Annotated in this window: 17 protein-coding genes; 5 read left to right on the forward strand and 12 right to left on the reverse strand. The window is 39.7% G+C overall.

The annotated features are described in order from the left end of the window. Positions 1 to 331 precede the first annotated feature (331 nt). The 3 genes from ACH8E3_RS00445 to hpaB all read right to left on the reverse strand — a co-directional run bounded on the left by ACH8E3_RS00445 (position 332) and on the right by hpaB (position 2,871). Entirely contained in the window at positions 332 to 1,030 is a 699-nt protein-coding gene (locus ACH8E3_RS00445) for a hypothetical protein (protein WP_458630614.1), read from the reverse strand. 188 nt (positions 1,031 to 1,218) lie between these two features. Further along, the gene (locus ACH8E3_RS00450; protein ID WP_458630615.1) at positions 1,219 to 1,356 is read right to left on the reverse strand and encodes a hypothetical protein; all 138 of its coding nucleotides are present in this window, start codon (positions 1,354 to 1,356) and stop codon (positions 1,219 to 1,221) included. 63 nt (positions 1,357 to 1,419) lie between these two features. Next, the gene (gene hpaB / locus ACH8E3_RS00455) at positions 1,420 to 2,871 is read right to left on the reverse strand and encodes a 4-hydroxyphenylacetate 3-monooxygenase, oxygenase component (protein WP_458630616.1); all 1,452 of its coding nucleotides are present in this window, start codon (positions 2,869 to 2,871) and stop codon (positions 1,420 to 1,422) included. A gap of 186 nt (positions 2,872 to 3,057) precedes the next feature. On the opposite strand from hpaB, the gene ACH8E3_RS00460 reads away from it, so the two are divergent. The 4 genes from ACH8E3_RS00460 to ACH8E3_RS00475 all read left to right on the forward strand — a co-directional run bounded on the left by ACH8E3_RS00460 (position 3,058) and on the right by ACH8E3_RS00475 (position 6,558). Beyond that, complete coding sequence (locus ACH8E3_RS00460) at positions 3,058 to 3,909, forward strand: GNAT family N-acetyltransferase (RefSeq protein WP_458630617.1); 852 nt, start codon at positions 3,058 to 3,060, stop codon at positions 3,907 to 3,909. Positions 3,910 to 4,028: 119 nt separating this feature from the next. Further along, on the forward strand, positions 4,029 to 4,892 hold the full coding sequence (locus ACH8E3_RS00465) for a class I SAM-dependent methyltransferase (RefSeq protein ID WP_458630888.1): 864 nt from the start codon (positions 4,029 to 4,031) through the stop codon (positions 4,890 to 4,892). 4 nt (positions 4,893 to 4,896) lie between these two features. Then, a complete protein-coding gene (locus tag ACH8E3_RS00470; RefSeq protein ID WP_458630618.1) occupies positions 4,897 to 5,613 on the forward strand; it encodes an RluA family pseudouridine synthase in 717 nt (238 codons plus the stop codon). Positions 5,614 to 5,640: 27 nt separating this feature from the next. Beyond that, the gene (locus ACH8E3_RS00475; protein WP_458630619.1) at positions 5,641 to 6,558 is read left to right on the forward strand and encodes an aldo/keto reductase; all 918 of its coding nucleotides are present in this window, start codon (positions 5,641 to 5,643) and stop codon (positions 6,556 to 6,558) included. Positions 6,559 to 6,676: 118 nt separating this feature from the next. On the opposite strand, the gene ACH8E3_RS00480 is transcribed toward ACH8E3_RS00475, so the two are convergent. Further along, positions 6,677 to 6,871 (reverse strand): hypothetical protein, encoded by a 195-nt coding sequence (locus ACH8E3_RS00480; protein WP_458630620.1) that lies wholly within the window; start codon positions 6,869 to 6,871, stop codon positions 6,677 to 6,679. A gap of 246 nt (positions 6,872 to 7,117) precedes the next feature. Here ACH8E3_RS00480 and ACH8E3_RS00485 point away from each other — a divergent pair, with 246 nt between their 5' ends. Then, a complete protein-coding gene (locus tag ACH8E3_RS00485) occupies positions 7,118 to 7,330 on the forward strand; it encodes a hypothetical protein (RefSeq protein ID WP_458630621.1) in 213 nt (70 codons plus the stop codon). A 669-nt stretch (positions 7,331 to 7,999) separates the two neighbouring features. Here the strand turns inward: ACH8E3_RS00485 and ACH8E3_RS00490 are convergent. The 8 genes from ACH8E3_RS00490 to ACH8E3_RS00525 all read right to left on the reverse strand — a co-directional run bounded on the left by ACH8E3_RS00490 (position 8,000) and on the right by ACH8E3_RS00525 (position 18,064). Next, positions 8,000 to 9,220: an MFS transporter gene (locus ACH8E3_RS00490; protein WP_458630622.1), complete on the reverse strand. Its 1,221-nt coding sequence runs from the start codon at positions 9,218 to 9,220 to the stop codon at positions 8,000 to 8,002. A gap of 41 nt (positions 9,221 to 9,261) precedes the next feature. Further along, complete coding sequence (locus ACH8E3_RS00495) at positions 9,262 to 9,675, reverse strand: MarR family winged helix-turn-helix transcriptional regulator (RefSeq protein WP_458630623.1); 414 nt, start codon at positions 9,673 to 9,675, stop codon at positions 9,262 to 9,264. A gap of 177 nt (positions 9,676 to 9,852) precedes the next feature. Next, positions 9,853 to 12,285: a DNA topoisomerase IV subunit A gene (gene parC, locus ACH8E3_RS00500; RefSeq protein ID WP_458630624.1), complete on the reverse strand. Its 2,433-nt coding sequence runs from the start codon at positions 12,283 to 12,285 to the stop codon at positions 9,853 to 9,855. Between the two features lie 11 nt (positions 12,286 to 12,296). Further along, entirely contained in the window at positions 12,297 to 14,279 is a 1,983-nt protein-coding gene (gene parE / locus ACH8E3_RS00505) for a DNA topoisomerase IV subunit B (RefSeq protein WP_458630625.1), read from the reverse strand. 79 nt (positions 14,280 to 14,358) lie between these two features. After that, the gene (locus ACH8E3_RS00510) at positions 14,359 to 15,348 is read right to left on the reverse strand and encodes an ABC transporter permease (protein ID WP_458630626.1); all 990 of its coding nucleotides are present in this window, start codon (positions 15,346 to 15,348) and stop codon (positions 14,359 to 14,361) included. Beyond that, the gene (locus ACH8E3_RS00515) at positions 15,341 to 16,330 is read right to left on the reverse strand and encodes an ABC transporter ATP-binding protein (protein WP_458630627.1); all 990 of its coding nucleotides are present in this window, start codon (positions 16,328 to 16,330) and stop codon (positions 15,341 to 15,343) included. Before ACH8E3_RS00515 ends, ACH8E3_RS00510 begins: the two co-directional genes overlap by 8 nt. A gap of 29 nt (positions 16,331 to 16,359) precedes the next feature. After that, on the reverse strand, positions 16,360 to 17,214 hold the full coding sequence (locus tag ACH8E3_RS00520; protein WP_458630628.1) for a GDSL-type esterase/lipase family protein: 855 nt from the start codon (positions 17,212 to 17,214) through the stop codon (positions 16,360 to 16,362). A gap of 196 nt (positions 17,215 to 17,410) precedes the next feature. After that, positions 17,411 to 18,064 (reverse strand): CAP domain-containing protein, encoded by a 654-nt coding sequence (locus tag ACH8E3_RS00525; RefSeq protein ID WP_458630629.1) that lies wholly within the window; start codon positions 18,062 to 18,064, stop codon positions 17,411 to 17,413. Between the last annotated feature and the right edge of the window lies 1 nt (position 18,065).

The raw sequence follows: 18,065 nt of genomic DNA on the forward strand, positions 1-18,065 counted from the left end.
TTTATGGATTTGAATGGTAGTTCAACCATGATAATGAGCAATCAGTAATATTAAAATAAGATACTTTTTATAATATTCAATCTGTTCACACGCCATTTCACTTTTGGGTTCATACTACTAGTTGTCTTGTTTAGGAATAAGTTGCGTTTAAATTCAAAGAAAGAAACACCGTAGAGGAAATATCCCCTACAGTGTTCCTTATTAGCATGAGATTACAAATCTATATGATCCTTTTCCTCACGATCATTTCCCTTGAGATAGCTATCTAAGTAAGGCTTCATCTCGGTATTGAAATCCGACAGTGACGGAATCATAATTGATTCACGCTATATTAATTCATTAACTTTTCTTCAAAAACTTTCAACTTATCAAAAACGTCGTTTATCCATTTCTGATTTTGCCACAGATTGGCGTCATTTAACTTTCGATCCGCAGGATGACCTGTAGCAAATGTATCGACTCCATCTTTACTTCCAAAATACATATCTACAATCTTTAAATGTTTATTTTCTGCAGTAATTAGCAAGTTGCAACTCATTCCTGAACCTTCAAATTCAAAAGGTAGTTCAAGATAAGCCAGATTATCATCTATATGTTGTAGCTTAACTTGTTGAAATTCATTGTTTAACCCATAATTTATACCATGTCCACCTTGTAAATCTTGTTTTTGTGTCAGTTCCAGTGTTTTATCTGCAAATTCTCGTAAATTTTCGTTCGAAATATATTGGTCGAAGGATACTTTCTCTTGCTCTTCAACTGCACCATTGTATAGGTTAACAAATGACTTTCCAAAACGAATAATCGTTTCATCATCGTTATTATGAATATCTTCTCCTTGTATCGTAAATTCTTGGGTTTCAAGTTGATTCAATACGTATTTCGCAGATTGTTCAGAAACTATCTCATGACTTTGAACTGAGTCTATTATCGTTTCTTCACTTGATTCATTACCAGTTCCAGCTTGTGATTTGTTACATCCTGACAATATCATAAGAGAAATTATGGCTACAACAAAAATTGTCCTTTTCATTTCAACACTCCTATTATAAATATTAATAAACCAAATGAATAGTAAACTATAACATATAGGAAGCTGTTTACATAAGGTTTTTGCATTTTCCACATACAAATAGATATAGGGATAGTATCAAATGATACCATCCCCATATCTATTATACTGACTTTACATTTGGTGCTCATCTTTTATTCATGTCTATCTTATGATTTCCCTTTTCTTACCACGAGCTCCATAATGACAATCATTAATACGAGCAATTGAATAAGTTGTTCTACGGTCATATCCGTCCGCCTCCATCTTTTATCAGGATGGCTCTTTCGGACGGTTTCTCTCTCCATGTTACCCGGACGTTCCCCTATATATAAATATTCACGTGAATTCGTGATTATGTCACTTCATTATTATTTTAAGAAGTCCTTCACTTGGTTCATGTATTTATTTGTATGGGAATACCCATGGTATAGCCTTTTATTTACGGTATTAGCATCTCCAAAAAAGAATCTCTCATATAATTCTTGACGTCCCCCGAATCCACTTGTACTAAGCTCCCAAGCCAATCTAAATAGCTGCACTTTATCCTGCGCATCACGATCATTTCCTTTGAGATAGGTATCTAAGTAAGACTTCATCTCGGTATTGAAATCCGACTGTGATGGAATCATAATTAATCCACTAGCTCCTATAATTTGAATTATATCCATCATTCGTGGATAGATGGTCGGGAATAATACATTTGCGGACCATAAGGGGTTACGATCAGGCAGCATACTACCCCATCGATCAACGACCGCATTGACCTCCGAAGCCATAAGTAAGGACTTCAGGGTCTCCACATGAACCATGATTTCAGTTACCTTTTCGATAATATTCGGATAGGTTCCAATATCAAGGGATTCAACCATTTGTAATACAACACCCAGACAAAACTCTGATTTGGCGATATATCTACACAATACATGATGTGCTGAATGTGTGTGAAATCCGCTTTCACTGAACAACTGCTGTGACAATCGATCGTTCCCATCCACAAACACTCGATGCCATGGCACTAATACATGATCAAATATGACCAATGTATCCATTTCCTCAAAACGTGAGCTTAATGGATAATCATAATGTGAATCCCCACCAACCATACTCTCCCTACATATCCACTTCATTCCTGGTAGATTATTAGGAACTGCGAATACGAAGGTATTCGGATTATTCTTTTCTTGGAGTTGTGACGATACTGGCGGGTGTACCCATATCTCATCCGCTGTTATTCCTTGTGTTGCTAGAAGAAATGCACCTTTGATTATGATTCCATCTTGATTACGCTCCACGATCTTAGCTGCGGAAGTATCAAACGAACCATCAGCCATCCACTGAACCACTCTACTCGCTTGTGGCTGTACAAATACATGTGAAAGCGTGATATCATTCTCACGGCAATACTCATAATAATTTCTCAGATTACTTTCTAACATAGGTGAATCCTCTGCCAACAATTTCGCACAGGATTGAAAAGCCATAAGCGCTGTATTCATATAATCTGGAGAGCGCCCCATCATCCCATGATGCCGTTCACCCCATAGGGACATCATCACCCGACGTCTAGCCAAATCTTGTTTACTTCTAGGTTGTAAGTATGATAACCCCACGCGATTTCCCGTTGTTGGCGAACGATAACTCATTCGATTGATATACGGTTGCTCATGTTGCATATCGTATAGACTCGCTTGAGTTCTCATAAGACCACGGAATGCCTTGTGATCGGACAGTTTACTCGATATTTTATCACCTTGTAACCATACCTCGGGATGCGCGCGATCAATTTGATTCATATATTGTGAGCCGTTCTTCATTCCCATAACATTCACCCTCTAGGCATTATATAAATACAGCATATTCTTCAGCCCTTAAGTGAGTAACTGGTACATGCCTATTATTTATCCATAACTTTTCAACTTATAGCATTCATCTACACTTAAGTGTAATATTTAATCATTAATTACAGAATCCTCTTCGTATAGAGGGCAATAAGGAGGAGCATCTATATGCTAACCGAACAACAGCTTGAAGATATTCTATCTCTTCAACATATATGTGAGAGTACTGAACGATTAACGCTTAAGCTGAACTGGGACATGTTACGTACTCGACAAGCACATGTCAAATCTGATTATTACCATTATAAAGGTGAAACACTAATCGGTTTCCTTGGTGTTTATAAGTTCGGGAGTAAGCTCGAGATATGTGGTATGGTTCATCCTGATTATCGACGTAAAGGAATTTTCACTTTTTTATTAAAAGAAGCCCTACAAGATTCAGTCATCACTGGTTTCTCTTCGTTATTGCTTAATTCACCAGCCGCATCAATATCAGGAACACAGTTTCTTCATGGCATTCCCTGCCGATATGAGAGTTCAGAATACCAAATGAAGTGGATCTCCACACAAGGGAGAGCGACATTATCCATAGATGAACATATTCAATGCAAACAGATAATGATCCGCAGAGCTATTCATAATGATATGGATACCATAATACGTCTTGATAAAGATGGTTTTGGAATGAGTGATCAGGATGTACTTGATATGTATCAGGAAATAACTTCCGACGGTCTTCAGAATATGTATATGATTGAGTACGATGGTAAATCGGTTGGTAAGATCAATGTGTTGCATTTAGAAACAGAAACGTGGATATACGCTTTCACAGTAGAACAAGCACAACGTGGTCAAGGTATTGGACAAAGCACTCTTCATCTAATTATCGAACAAGAACAGTCTTCCGAGAAGGAATTATGGATTGAAGTTGCTGTTGATAACCCTATAGCCTTGAAATTATATGAATCCTGCGGTTTCGCTACCCAAACGAAGCAAGATTATTATCAATATACGGGATGATAGATCCAACATAATGGAATTAGTCACTAATCTCATTCGATTGGGATGCATTATGCAGGAATAATGATGTACAATATAGACTAAACGACTTATAGACTGAAATGAAGGATGGATAAATGATGTATGTAGCACAAGATTGGAAAGACTATGAATTACTAGACACAGGTGATGGAGATAAATTGGAAAGATGGGGCGATATCTTCTTACGCAGACCCGACCCACAGATTATCTGGCCATTAAAGAATGAATCAGAATCATGGCGTAAAGTTCATGGTCACTACACACGTAGCTCTGCAGGTGGTGGTCAATGGGATATGAAGAAACCGATCCCGGAGCGTTGGACTATTTCATACGATAAATTGAAATTCCATATCAAACCTACCAGCTTCAAACATACAGGACTTTTTCCTGAACAAGCAGTGAATTGGCGTTGGATGATGGATAAAATTGCGGATGCGGGTCGTCCGATAAAAGTATTAAATCTATTCGCATACACAGGTGGTGCTACGGTTGCTGCGGCTTATGCTGGTGCAGAAGTGGTACATGTCGATGCGGCAAAAGGCATGGTACAGTGGGCAAAAGAGAACGTTCAACTGTCCGGTCTTGCCAACCGTCCTGTTCGTTTTATCACAGATGATGTATTTAAATTTGTACAACGCGAACAACGTCGTGGTAATAAATACGATGCCATCATTATGGATCCCCCGTCCTACGGACGAGGACCCGGTGGTGAGATGTGGAAGCTGGAGACAAGCTTGTATCCATTCCTGGAAAGTTGTATGGAGATCATGTCGGACAAGCCTCTCTTTATGCTTATCAATTCCTACACGACTGGAATATCACCAACCGTTCTGAACAATATGTACTCCATGACGATGTCTCAGAAATTTGGGGGAACGTTATCTTCGGGCGAAATTGGATTACCTATTTCATCTTCTGGACTTACACTACCTTGTGGAATACTAGGTCGCTGGGAGGCTTAAGTTCATGAATGATGTAGACACATCGGGTTCACGCATACCTATTCTTTATGAAGATAACCATCTTCTGGGCATCATTAAACCTGTGAATGTACCAACGCAAGAAGACGCATCAGGAGATCCAGATCTCGTTAATATTCTTAAACAGGACATAAAGGATCGTTATCAAAAGCCCGGCAACGTCTATGTTGGTCTTATTCATAGACTGGATCGACCTGTCGGAGGGGCGATGATCTTTGCCAAAACATCTAAAGCCGCTTCCCGTTTATCGGATTGTGTCCGTAGCCGCGACTTTCGCAAAGTCTACTTGGCCGTCATTCATGGCCATCTCAAGTCTACCCAAGGTAGACTTACAGATATGCTATTAAAAGACTCTAAGACGAATACCGTGACCGTTGTTCCTAAAGGTACAGATGGCGCAAAAGAAGCGATTCTGGATTACAAAGTTATCGGTACGACGGAAAAGTTAAGTCTTGTACAAGTCGAACTACTCACGGGTAGATCACATCAGATACGTGTACAGTTTAGCCATGCAGGTCATCCACTCTTTGGGGATCAAAAGTATGGTAGTCAACTCAATAAAGTTGGACAACAAATTGCTTTGTGGTCTGTATTGGTTGGCTTCCCTCATCCGGTGACGAAGGAAGAGGTTACGTTGGTATCCTCCCCTCCATCCGAATACCCTTGGGATTTATGGCCACATGAAATTAACCAGCTATCCTAATACAAATTCTTTGAAAGAGGTGTCATTATGAAACAAATGAATCTAGGTAAAAGTGAGCTTAGTGCATCAGAGATTTCCCTCGGGTGTATGAGAATTGTAGATCTATCTAAACAGGATGCTTCTACACTCATCCATACAGCTATGGATGAAGGCATCGACTTTTTCGATCACGCAGATATTTATGGCGGTGGTAAATCCGAGGAGCTTTTCGCACAAGCCATTGATATGAATGCTAGTATCAGAGAAAAGATGATTATCCAGACCAAATGTGGGATTCGTCCAGGTTACTTCGATTTCTCTAAGGAGCATATTGTAGCCTCTGTTGAGGATAGTCTGAAGCGACTTCAAACCGATTATATTGACGTACTTCTACTACATCGTCCAGATACACTAGTGGAACCCGAAGAAGTTAATGAAGCTTTCACTATTTTGCGAGATAGCGGTAAAGTACGACATTTCGGAATTAGTAATCAGAAACCTATGCAGATTGAATTGCTTCAGAAGCACTTGGATCATGATCTCATCATCAATCAATTGCAGCTAAGTATTACGAATACGGGAATGATCGATTCAGGTCTGAACGTAAACATGCAAGTTGACCGATCTATTGACCGGGACGGAAGTATACTAGATTATTGCAGGCTAAAGAATATTACAATTCAAGCCTGGTCCCCTTTTCAGTACGGGTTCTTTGAAGGTGTCTTCTTAAATAACGATAAATTTCCGGAGCTTAACAAGAAAATCGATGAATTATCTGAACTAAAAGGCGTTTCGAATAGTGCAATAGCCATTGCATGGATACTTCGACACCCTGCTAGAATCCAACCTATCGTTGGAACAACGAATGTAAATCGCTTAAAAGATATTTGTAAAGCATCCACTATTAATCTTACAAGACCAGAGTGGTATGAAATATATAGAGCTGCGGGAAATGTACTTCCATAGGAACAGCATCTTATCACACAAATAATCCCCCTTTGAAGTTAACATTCAGAAGATTCATGTCATCATGAGCGCTGAGTAAACTTTAAGGGGGATATTTGTTATGGGTAACTACTCTAACTTAACGGATTTGCTCTGAATATATCTTTCCTGCTAACGTCTCGACCTCAACCGTATCCCCTTTTTGCAGAACAAAGTTAAGATACTTCACCGTAATCTCTGTCCCGTTTAGCTTCATCGTTTTAATATTCTCTAACTCCCAACCAAATTCATCAAATACATCCATATCAAAAATAACATCACTTAACGTTTGCACAATATCACCCTTATACTCTTTTTGTTAGACATTAGATTTATCTTATCACACTCGATGATACTCATTCTATAAATCTGCAAAAGTTGACTATACCAAGATAGAATCATATACAATTACATAGATTATGATCAGAATATAGCAGAAAATTTATCGTTTGCGCACACACAAAGTGACAATATTTTCTATGAGATAATGATATATTAGATCTACGCTTAGTGAACTAAGTGTATAAACGGAGGGATTATTATGGGAGAATTCGAAAATGAAGTTGTATTAGAAGAGGAAGTAATCGCAGAAGAAGTATCTGAGTCTACAGAAGACTTGACGGAAGAAGTCGTTAACGAAGAATCTGCTGAGGAAGAAGTTGCAGAAGACGTTGTAGATGATGTTGAAGGTCTTGATGAAGAAGTAGAATCAGACATTGAGGATTCCTTAGAAGACGAAGAGGATCTTATCTAATTATCACGTTAGTATGAACTCCCTTCTCCTTGAATATCATACGACACACAACCAACCTGTTCATCATTGAACAGGTTTTTATTTGCGACAATTAGCATTTGGCTGTTGTATTGCTGAGAATTGCTATCCCAACTCCATTTGAGCCTCTTTGCAATGTATCGTTATTGTAGCTTACCGTTATCGCATCACAACGTTTTTTCGAACGTGTTACCATGCTAGTTATCGTACGCGAACCATCTCGCACCATTCGGATTCTTTAACGGAACCCACAGACACTAAACTAACAAATAGCACCAACATGAAATTGTAACGGATATACAGGCCTCTATTTCTTATTAAACAGACTAAACCGCATAAAACAGACCCAATAGAGTTACTCAGTTCCGTTACAATTTCAACAGAGCGGATTTGAGCATAATAAGGTCGCTCATTTCCGTTAGCGTAGAAGCGAAAGCAGAACTAGAACTAGAACTAGCTACCGTTAATGCCACAGGTGCCTATCTAGTTACTCTAGTTATAGCTTAGAGCATACTTAGAGTCACGAACACAGTTACAGCGATAACCCTAGTTACAATCCGGCTACAATTACAAATACACTACGTATGTCCATGCTCGGGCTCCCTCCCCTAACATAACATAGTAGTGTATTATTCAAAGATTTATAAGCCACTATACATCTTCTAGTTCGATACCCTTCGTTTCTTTACCTAGAAAGAGAACGGCAAACGCTCCAATGAGAATCACAACGAAGAACATGCTAAAGATGACGTTTATTGCGATATCACGTGATACTAGTAACCCTACGAGTAATGGTGCAATGACACCACCCACACGTCCCATAGCTGTAGCCAGACCCACACCCGTCGTTCTTACTTTCGTAGGATATAACTCTGGGCTGTACGCATACAGACCTCCCCATGCTCCTAAGTTGAAGAAGGATAAGAAGATACCTGAGGTTATTAACATGCCTACAGATGTTGAATATCCGAACCAAGCAGCACTTACAGCCGTCATAACTAAGTAGGTTACCAACACAAACTTACGTCCGAATTTCTCAATGAAATAGGCTGCTGTGAAGTAACCTGGTAGTTGCGCTAAAGTCATGATTAGAACATATTCGAAACTTTTAACCAAACTAAACCCCTTTAACGTCATAACCGTTGGTAACCACAGAAACATGCCATAATAAGAGAATACGACCGTGAACCATAAGATCCACAACATAATCGTAGAACGTCTATATTGGACAGACCATACTTGAGATAGTTTTTCCCGTAATGTAGGTCTACGTTGACCTTTTTGTTCTAAGAAGCGAGGAGGATCCTCAATTGCCCGTCTTAGATATAGTGCATAGAATGCGGGAAGTGCACCAATAACAAATGCTGCTTGCCAACCGAATTTGGGTATGATGAAGTATGCAATAAGCGCTGCACATATCCATCCTATCGCCCAGAAACTTTCCAATAGAACAACCGCTCGACCACGCTCATTACTAGGAACAGATTCCGATACTAATGTGGATGCAACCGGAAGTTCTCCACCTAATCCAATACCAGATATGAACCGAAACACACACAATACAGCAAACCCAGTAGCCAAGGCAGATAACCCACTCGCAATAGAGAAGATTAACAATGTCCACAATAAAATGGCTTTACGTCCATAACGATCTGCCATGATGCCTGCTAATGCAGCTCCAAGCACCATTCCGACTGAACTTATACTGGTAAGGAATCCGATCTGACCTGGTGAGAGACTCCATTCTTGTTTAAGCGCAGCAACGATAAATGAAATAATTCCAACATCCATGGCATCAAAAAGCCAACTTAATCCAACTGCAATTAATAATTTTCTTTGTTTGGGATTTCTGATAAGCCCCATTTTGTGCATATGTATGACTCCTTTTTATGACATTACGAATTCACATGAAATCATACCACTTTTGCAGTAATCTTACCAAGAAGATAAATTAAAAGTTGCTGATTATGTGATGATATACGGTTTAACATATTGGAGAGAAATGCATCTCGAATTTGCATGCCGCGTTCTGCTTGTTCTTTACCATTCTCAGTAATTGTAACCCAGACAATCCTTCGGTCATCATTATCTCGTTCTCTTGTTAATAGACCCGCCTTCTCCATTCGATCCAGTAACATGGTAACGGCAGCTGGACTTGTGGTTAAATAAGGGATGAAATCCGATGGTTTCATTGTGCCACGCTCGATAATCACTTCTAATACCGTCAATTGGGATTCTGTCAGCATAGGTGTTAGTTCACTATCCATATGTAGTTTATAATCTTTGGTAAGCTGGGACCATAATTTAGCGAATTCAGAAGTCTGCAATGGTATACCTGCCTTTCTATGATTAAACAATAGTAATGAATATTATTCACTTGCCAATCTATCATAACATTAAATTTCGAGATAAATGTTCCATTTCCTTCCTACTTCGACCAAAATTAAAAAAGAAGACATACACGTTACGCACATTTCCGCGGATGTCTTCTTCATAATAGCTGTTTATTTTTTGAATAAGTCAATAATTTGGTCATTTTTATCTAGCTGAACTAATTGTTTACCCGTTGATTTACGTTCTGCAATCGGTGCTTTCTCAGATAAGATGATATTGGAGATTCCCGTTTTACTTACAGCAATAATCTCCATAGGATCTTTGCTATAGAATGCACCTGCTAAATGAATACCATTAGGCTTCACACGTCTACCTTCCTTGAACTCAAAGGTAACTACGCCTTTTCCACCTCTACTTTGTGGTAAATAATCGACCAATAGTGAACGTTTAGCATACCCAATATCACTGACTGTAAGGATCTCTCCTTCATCTTCATCTACCCAAAGCGCAGCAATCACTTGATCGTCGTCACGCAATTGTATGCCTCGGACACCACCAGATACACGACCCATTGGGTTGACCTCTTGTTCTTTGAAGCGAATACTCATTCCAAGTTTACTGACCAATAGAATGTCTTTACTATTGTCACTCATGGTAACAGAGATAATCCTGTCTTCATCTGAAACTTTACAGGCAGCAACTGCATTAGATCGAGTAGTCATATATTCTTTCAACTCAGTACGTTTCACTTGGCCGTTCTTGGTTACAAACACGAGACTCAGAGCAGGATCATCCATCTTGGTTGCATGGATCACACCCACAATGGCATCCTCTTTCGATAAGTTTATAAGATTGACGATAGCAGTACCTGCATCTTTCCACTTAAATTCTGGAATAAGATGAACAGGCAACATGAAATATTGACCCTTTTGTGTGAAAACGAGCAGATTATCAAGTGTGTTAAGCTCCATTACTTTTCTTAAATAGTCACCGTCTTTTACCCCTGAACCATCACGGTCTCCACCTGAACGAGTAAAGGATTGCATGCTTGTACGCTTAATATAACCATCTTTGGATAGCGTTACAATCACATCTTCGGAGCTGACCAACACTTCAAGATTCACCTTGATCTCTTCCACTTCACCTTGAATAGAAGATCTGCGATCTATGCCATATTTATCTCTGATATCCATCAGTTCTTTGCGAATTACTGCAACTAATTTCTTATCACTCTCCAAAATGGCACGAAGTTGAGTCACTTTCTTCTCAATCTCTTCCATTTCCTTCATTAAAGTCGTAATCTCTAGGTTCGTGATCCGATATAGCTGTAACGTTAGAATAGAATCTGCTTGTCTCGCTGTAAAGCCAAACATCCACTCTAAGTTGTTCTGTGCATCCTGACGGTTCTTGGAAGCTTTAATGGCAGCTATGACTTCATCTAAAATGTTAAGAGCCTTAACTAGCCCTTCTAGCACATGTAGACGATCTTCAGCTTTGTTAAGATCAAATTTGGTTCTACGTGTAACCACTTCACGTTGATGGTTAATATATGCTGTCAAAATAGGCTTAAGTCCTAGTTGTTGCGGTGCTTTATTCACTATGGCAACCATATTGAAGTTGTACGTAACCTGCAAATCAGTTTTCTTTAACAAATACGCTAAAATTCCTTGTCCATCTGCTTCTTTCTTCAGCTCTACGACAATACGTAATCCTTCTCGACCACTCTCGTCACGAACTTCAGCAATACCTTCGATCTTCTTCTCCAAACGAATATTCTCCATTGCTGTAACTAAGCGTGATTTGACGACTTGAAAGGGAATCTCTGTAATCACGATCTGTTGCTTCCCACCACGTAGAAATTCAATTTCCGTCTTAGATCTTAAGTAGATGCGACCTTTACCTGTTCTGTAAGCATCCTTGATTCCCTCTCCACCCATAATTGTTCCGCCTAATGGAAAGTCGGGGCCTTTGATGAATGTCATTAATTCTTCAAGTTCAATCTCAGGTTTCTGCATAACGGCGATACAAGCATCAATCACTTCTCGCAAATTATGCGGTGGAATTTCAGTAGCAAAACCAGCGGAAATACCACTGGCACCATTCACAAGTAAGTTCGGATATCTAGAAGGTAACACACTTGGTTCTTGTGTTGTGTTATCGAAGTTATCCTTGAATAGAACCGTGCCTTTCTCGATATCTCTCAGTAATTCTAAGGCAATGGGAGATAATCTAGCTTCTGTATAACGCATTGCTGCTGCAGGATCATCATCAATAGATCCCCAGTTCCCGTGTCCATCAATAAGCGTATGTCCCATCTTCCAAGGTTGAGCCATACGAACCATGCCATCATAAATAGATGAGTCACCGTGAGGGTGATAGTTACCCATCACATCACCGACCGCTTTTGCTGATTTCCGATATGGTTTATCTGGCATATTACCAGAATCGTACATCGAATATAATATTCGGCGTTGAACTGGCTTTAATCCATCTCGCACATCAGGTATAGCACGATCTTGAATAATGTATTTGGAATACCTACCGAAACGATCTCCAACAACTTCTTCTAAATATACGGGTAGAAATTCTTCTGATAAGCCCACATTTTCACCTTCTATTCTACAACATCTGTAAAGTCTACATTATCTACAATCCAACGTTTACGTGGCTCCACTTTATCTCCCATGAGTGTGGATACGCGACGCTCAGCTTTAGCTGTGTCGACGATCTCGACTTTCAGTAATGTTCTTTGTTCTGGATTCATCGTCGTTTCCCACAATTGCTCAGGATTCATTTCTCCAAGTCCTTTATACCGTTGCAATTCATACTTATCTCCGAATTCCTTCAAATAATTGGTAAGTTCCTCATCCGTCCAAGCATATCTCATCGTCTCGAGCTTACCCGATTTACGAGTGATTTTATACAATGGGGGCTGTGCAATATAGACCCGACCTGCATCTATAAGTGGCTTCATATAGCGATAAAAGAACGTCAAAAGCAATGCCTGGATATGTGCCCCATCCGTATCGGCATCCGTCATAATAATAACTTTAGAATAATTGCTATCATTCACATCAAATTCAGTTCCAATGCCAGCACCGATCGCAGATACGATAGCACGATATTCCTCATTCTTAAGGACATCCGCAAGCTTCGCCTTCTCTGGATTCAACGGTTTTCCTTTTAGCGGTAGAATGGCCTGAAGTTTAGAATCACGCCCTTGCTTCGCTGAACCACCAGCGGAATCTCCTTCGACAATAAACAATTCGGTGCGGGTAACGTCTTTTGATTGTGCAGGTGTTAACTTACCATTCAGATTTGAGCTCTCACTACGCTTCTTACCTGTTCTGATATCGTCTCGGGCTTTTCTTGCCGCTTCACGTGCTCTGGAAGCCTGCACAGATTTCTTGATCAATGATTGAGCGACCTGTGGATTCTCTTCTAAAAAGATTTGCATTTTCTCAGAGACGATAGCATCCACCATACTTCGCGCTGATGCACTACCAAGTTGATCCTTCGTCTGACCTACAAATTCAACATCCGACATCTTAATACTGATGACAGCCATCATACCCTCGCGCAAATCTGAACCTTCTAAGTTTTTATCTTTTTCTTTAAGGAGATTAGATTTTCTCGCATAATCATTCAAAACACGCGTATAAGCCGCCTTGAATCCTGTCTCATGCGTTCCCCCACCTCGTGTTGGAATGGAGTTGACGAATGAAGCTAGCGTCTCCGTATAGCCCGCATTATATTGAAGGGCTACCTCAACTTCAACATCATCTTTCTCTGCATTGAAGTGTATCACGTCATGAAGAACATCCTTGCCTTCATTTAAGTATTCGACAAACTGACTCGCGCCACCCTCATAATAGAACTCATCTTCTTTGTCCGCTCTATTATCCTTAAGAACAATTCGAAGCCCCGAATTCAAAAAGGCAAGCTCCATTACACGTTCAGCCAACGTATCATAATTTAGTTGTATTCCTGCAGTAAATACTCGCGTATCAGGCTTGAATGTTACTTTCGTTCCGGTTTTGTTCGTATTCCCTAATACTTCAAGTGTCGTTGAAGGTTCACCGACATGTTCCTTACCATTTGGATCAACCCAATATTCGAAACGTTGGCGGTGAATTTTACCATCGCGATAAATCTCCACTTCAAGCCATTCCGATAAAGCATTCGTTACAGAGGCACCCACACCATGTAGTCCGCCTGACTTCTTATAACCCGAACCGCCGAATTTACCTCCAGCATGTAGAATCGTAAAGACAACTTGTGGTGTTGGTATGCCTGTTTTATGCATTCCTGTTGGGATTCCGCGTCCATTATCAATCACAGTTACAGACCCATCTTTGTTTAGGGTAATTTCAATTCTTGTGCAGTATTTGGCAAGGTGTTCATCCACCGCATTATCTACGATTTCCCATAACAGGTGATGAAGACCCGAGGTACTTGTACTACCAATATACATTCCTGGTCTTTTGCGAACTGCAGCTAGACCTTCGAGCACTTGAATGTCGTCAACATCGTATCCAGCTTGGTCTTTAACGCCTGCTTTGGATGACTTTGCAAACAAATCGATCTGCTCGACCATTCATGCTCCTCCTCTATACATCTTTATGTAGGTTATTATTACATACATGCAAACAAATGTTTCTGCTTCTTAGTCCATTCTAATTCAAGATATCCCGTTTCGTAAAGACAACGAATGAAACAATAACGGCGCCAAGAGCCCAAACCCCTAGTATTATCAACGAAAAATTAAGATTCATCCCTTCAATGGGAGCGGGTGTTCCCGATAAATAGTTGGTTAATTGTAAGTTTACCATAAACAAATATTTAGCGCTTGTCCATGAAGATGCCATATTTGTTAGAATACTTCCAGCAATTAAGGATGCCATCATAACAACAATACTTGCAGCTGTACTTTTGACTAATACAGATACCATAAATGCCAGTAAAGCTACAGTTACAGCAACATACCAGATTAACCCACATTGCATTAATAAATATTCCCACTGTGCAATCGCATGTACAGAGGATGTGTCCACATTAGTACCCGACATTTGAAATCCAGTAAATACAGGCATATCAAATCCTTTATACCCGAAGAACGCCCCAGAAATAAGATAACTAATTACAAATGTAGATAATATGATAAGTGATACGAACATAATCATCGCAATCATCTTACTCAGTAGAATCTTCCACCTTTTGACCGGCCTTGTTAATAACATCTTGATGGTACCTGTCGTTCTTTCACCTGAGACAATGTCTGATGCGATAGCCATAATAAGCAGTGGAATAAACAAGGTTATCGAGTTATCCATGAATTGCCTTGTAAATGTAACCCCATTCGGTTCTTTAGGATTCACATCATGATCTAAATAATACTGAAGTTGTTGTATAAAGATAAGTCTATATTTCTTCCATTCTTCAGGTATACGGTCACTTCCTAGAGAATTCTGATTGTCGGTAATCTGCTGTTGTGTTTCCAATCTCCAATCTCCATTGAACTTATCTTGACTTAGTTGGGATGAACGCATTTGGGCATAGGTAAACATAGGCACGAGTGTTATCAAAATAAGTAGAATAATATAGAATCGTTTCTTTTTGATAAGCTTGATACATTCATTTTTAATCAAAGGAAGTATATTACTCAATGTTGTCACCTGCCGTCATTTGTAGAAATAATTGTTCTAACGTTGGATTGATCTGGTGGACACCTTTTACAGCAATACCTGCATTAACGAGTTGAGTAACCATTGATGATACGCTTTCTTCATCCATTTGTGTAACGACTGAATTCGCAGTCATTCCTGCAATAATAGTATCAGCTAGTATATACTCCGTAGCATCCAATACTTGAACACCTTCACAAGCTAACAACATATTTCGTCCTTCAAATATTGGCTCTACATCCCAGATCACATATCCCGCATTTGCTGATACCAGTTCATTCACTTCCCCTATAGCGAGCACACTACCCTGACTGATGATCGCCACACGATCACATAGCAATTGAATTTCACTCAAAAGATGACTAGATACGAATACACCCATCCCATCCGCTGCCAATTGTCTAATGAATTCACGAAGTTCTTTAATTCCTTTAGGATCTAATCCATTGGTAGGTTCGTCCAATATCAGTAATTTAGGACGACCTAATAAAGCTTGCGCAATACCGAGCCTTTGACGCATACCAAGCGAATAGGTCCGTACTTTATCATGTATGCGTTTATCCAGATTCACAATAGCTACAACTTCATGAATTCTCTTCGCATCTATTCCCTTTTGCATTCGTGCGAAATGCTCAAGATTCTCCCATCCGCTCAAGTATGTATAGACCTCTGGATTCTCGACAATCGATCCTACATAACGTAAGGCATTCTCCTGATCACGATTCACATCGTACCCATATACTTTAATCTGACCACGAGTTGGCTTGATAAGGTCGACTAACATACGTATCGTAGTTGTTTTACCCGCCCCATTTGGACCTAAGAAGCCAAAAATTTCACCAGCAGTCACTTCAAAGGATATATCCTTAATAATCATATGCTTCCCTATCTTCTTACTCACATGTTCTACCGATAGAACGACTTCGTTCGGATTATCATTATCTCTACTCTTTAATTTAGTCATAGGCATTTCTCCCCTTTCGCTAATCTAGATTACTGTATGCCCTGAACAATACGGTTAGCGATTTGTTGATATCCATCCCCATTGGGATGAAAATGGTCTGATGCTAAATATGACTTCATATGTAGTGAGAACAGGTCGTATGTAGGCACTAGAACCATGTTCTTGTCATTATTCACTATGGTTTGGGCAATGGTATTCCAAGTGGATACAACCTCGTTGCCTATGCTCGATAATTGCTTTATATCACTGAATGGGTTGTATAATCCCACGTAAATGATGTATGCCTTTGGATTAATACTTCGTATTTCCTCTACAACAAGCTGAAGTTGCGCTGATGATGTAGGTAGCACACTTCGAAGATTCTCTGCGGTTAACCCTTGTGGAACTTGCTCTGAATCAAAGGATTCAGTCTTTGTAGTGCCCTTGGATGCTACTTGTTGCACACCTTGAAATAGATCATTACCGCCAATTGATAGGATGATGATATCTGATTGTTTCAGCACGTACTGCACACCAACCTCATCTAATTTTGCCAGTAAACCCGTAGTGGTTAGCCCGTTAATACCTAAATTATTTATTAAAGTTGTTTTTTTACCACTTTTATCTGAGAGCAGTTCAACACTTCTTTTCACAAATCCTCTACCTGTGTCGTCACCCGTTCCTTTTGCAAGTGAATCACCAATCGCTGAGATGTTGTATTCCTTCTTCTGATCCAATGGTTGGGACACGCCTGCGCCCAATGATGGAGCCGGTGAAGTTAGCTCTGTTCCTGTCTGTGGGACATTGATATCTATCACTGCATACATGAAGCCAACTAACAACATCACCGTTGTTACGATTGAAATGAGACTTACACTTCGCCAGATCCAATTCGTTCTATTCAATGTTCATCCCTCCACCAATACTTAATAAATTCGTTCATAGCCACATTAGCTATAACTGTTAATCTGTATGGCTTAACTATATTCACATTAAGACTTATATGCTTAATTTGCAAATGGCCAACCAAATGAAGTAACCAAAAAAGGCTATACTATCCCTAAATAGGGACGGTATAGCCGCAAACGGTCATTTCATATTTTATTTACTAATAAACTCTTGCACCCAGTGCCCGTTGAAATAACCAACACCAATGGTAGTGAAATTCGTGCTCAATATATTCGCACGATGTCCCTCACTATTCATCCAAGCTTGCATCACATCTGCTGGAGTCTTCTGACCCTTGGCAATGTTCTCACCTGCATAACTATAAGAGATACCATATTGTTTCATCATATCAAATGGCGAACCAAATGTTGGTGATTGATGTGCAAAGTAATTATTATTACTCATATCTTTGGCTTTATCTAGCGCCATGTTAGCTAACTTAGCATCGCTGACTAATGGCTTCAATCCGGCTTTACTACGTTCCTTATTCACAAGTTCCACGACCTGAGATGTAACACTCGATTTGTCTACTGTTGCATCAATCGGTGGTGTGTTCGGTTTAGTCACTGGTGTGCTTGGCTTTGTAATAGTCTCTACTTTATCGATCGAAACATTTACCTTACCGCCATTATTGTTAATCCAGTCTTGTAGATAGGTTGTAAGGCTATTAAAGTTACTAAACTTTTGAGTTGTGTTGTTATTGATTGCTTCGGAAGCGGCAGATGCAGACCCTGGTAATGAGATCCCTATTGCAATTGCCCCAGCTACTGTTCCCACCATTATTTTTCTTATCACGGTTGTCTTCATA

It is taken from the genome of Paenibacillus sp. CMAA1364 (assembly GCF_054373195.1).